The 2,642-nt window shown below is 43.5% G+C and carries 1 protein-coding gene; it reads right to left on the reverse strand.

Translation table 11 applies throughout. The annotated features are described in order from the left end of the window. Window positions 1-37: 37 nt before the first annotated feature. A complete protein-coding gene (locus tag V7K62_RS05305; protein WP_334862417.1) occupies window positions 38-2,338 on the reverse strand; it encodes a two-partner secretion domain-containing protein in 2,301 nt (766 codons plus the stop codon). Window positions 2,339-2,642: the final 304 nt, after the last annotated feature.

Here is a 2,642-nt window from a genome sequence, read left to right on the forward strand (position 1 = left end):
ACTGGGTATAAAACTGCTCAGAAGCTTCTCAATCGTTTCATTGCTGAACTAATCGGTTCAGTTTAGCTGTTTGGGGAATTCGCCAACAGTATCCGGTGGCGGTGATGTCGCTTGTGTTTGGGGAAAGTATATCCCGAAACTGAAGACCAAAGATACCTTTAGTATTGATTCTGACATTCCCGCCACGAAAGTCATCAGAGTCGGCAGTAATATCGCTATTTTCAAAAGCAGCCAAGACATCGGCATTGATATTGATGTTACCACCGATGACGTTTTCTCCTTGGGCATCAGTTCTGATATTGCTATTACGACCTATTATTAAATCTCGTGAGTCAATGTTAATTGTCGCCTGTTCTCTATTCGGGTCAACTTTAGGGCTGCGTGTAGTGGCGCTGAGTGAGGCATTGTTATTTAAACGGATAGAGCGAGCATTTAATGTCATGTTGCCTGCGGTTCCTGTTCCGAGACTTTCCACGCTTACTTTTGCCTCATCTCGCACTAGCAAAGTATTAGTTGTTAGCGTAAAATCACCCGCATTACCTGTTGAGTTTCGCCCTGCATTAGCACCTAAGCCACTGAAAAACTGCTGACCATCAGCGCTTCTACCAATCACTTGCACATCAGAGGCATCAACGCTTAAAAGACCCCCCTTGCCCGCACCGGAAGTACTAGCAATTGCATTTGCCCCATCTCGCACTAGCAAGGTATTAGTTCTGACTATAAGATTACCCGCATCCCCTGTTGAGTTTGGCTGTGCAAAAGTAGTCAAGCTACTGGGAGACTGACCACCAGCGCTTGTACCAATCAGTTGCACGTCTTGGGCATCAACGCTTAAAGAACCCCCTTTGCCCTTAGTAAATGTAGAAGTACTTACCACTGCCCCATTTCGCACTACCAAGGTATTAGTTCTTACCGTAAGATCGCCCGCATCCCCTGTTGAGTTTGGCTGTGCAGAAGCAAACAAGCCACTGGGATACAGACCATCAGCGCTTGTACCAATCAGTTGCACATCTTGGGCATCAACGCTCAAAGAACCACCCTTACCCGCACCAAATGTACTAGATGCTACCTGTGCTCCATCTCGTACTAGCAAAGTATTAGTTTTGATCGTCAAATCACCCGCATCCCCTGTTGAGTTTGGCTGTGCAGAAGCACCCAAGCTACTGGCAAATCGATTATTAGCGCTTCTACCAATGATTTGCACATCTTGGGCATTAACCCTCAAAGAACCACCATTGCCCGCACCGCCTGTACGAGCACTTACCTGTGCACCACCCGAAATTTGTAATCTGCTAGCACTTATATTGATATCACCTGCCTGTCCATTTGCTTTTGGTTCTACCTGATTAGCAATTAGACTCCCATTGTTAAGATTTATTGCAACCGTGGCATTAACCGTAATGTTTCCCGCCCTACTATTATCAGAACCCAGTCCACTCTCTATCCCTGCAAACAGGGCACTTTGTCTTGTCATCTCTAAATTCCGGGCATTAACCGCGATACTACCACCATCGCCAGCAATCACATTTACAACAGCACCATTGCTAAGGAAAATATCGCTTCTTTCTACACTATCGGGAAAACTCAAACTTAGATTATTACCATCTCCATTCAACCCGACTGTTCCCGCACCAGCTAACCCACCGAACTCGACGAGTCCACCAAAAGCATTCAATCCTCCACCATCCATTTTGATATCGCCGCCTACTAGCAGCAAACTCCGACCATCTGGGACACGTAGACCAAGTGCATCACCACCACCAGGAGTAGATTCTGCTGGTGCAGTCGAACTATTTTGAATCGGTGCAGCAGCAATTTGATTAAATAATAAGGCATTTGGATTTACTGTTAACAACGGTGAGCGTGCTTCTGGATTCGAGGCACTGAAAAATCCCAAATTGTCAAACCCTATGGCATTCACTGTTGTGGCAACAAACGAACCGCCGATATTCAAACTGGCATTTTTACCAAAAATAATCCCATTGGGATTCATCAGAAACACATTGGCTGTGCCGTTAGATTTGATTAAACCATCAATATTAGAGATAGACTTACCTGTGACTCGACTAATAATATTTTGAATATCCAGAGCATTATTAAACAAAGCTGTTGAGCCATTGAGAACAGAGAACTCCTCAAAGCTGTGGAACAGATTAGCACCTCGTGTGGTTCCACCCTCAATAATCCTGCTATTGCCCTCTAATTTCACATTGGAATTATTTGGCAGAGTGCCGTCTGGGGTGATTTGGGCAACTGAGATATTTGCATATAAGGTAACTGCACTGACAATGGCAACTCCTAGACCTTGTAACCAGTTTGGCGCAGTTTTAAAAGACATTGCACTTTCCTATAGAAAAGGGAATTTAGGTTGGAAGCCTCAATCTTGAGTAGAAAGTGTTAGGACTTGCTCTTTCAAGGTAGGTAAAAAGTTTAATCAAGAAATTACTTTTTAAGCTCTTTACTCTGTGTTTTCTGTATCTATAGTGGTTAAATAAATTACTTATAAACCACAGGGGCACAGAAAGCGCTAAAGAAAAACAAGATATTTAACCAGTAAACCAAAAAGTTTTTTCCCAAGAGCGATCGCTAATCAAGTTTACGTACTTCAAAGTACTATATACTACTAAATATATAATTAATGC

The sequence above is a fragment of the Nostoc sp. genome (assembly GCF_036917935.1).
Lineage (GTDB): Bacteria > Cyanobacteriota > Cyanobacteriia > Cyanobacteriales > Nostocaceae > Nostoc.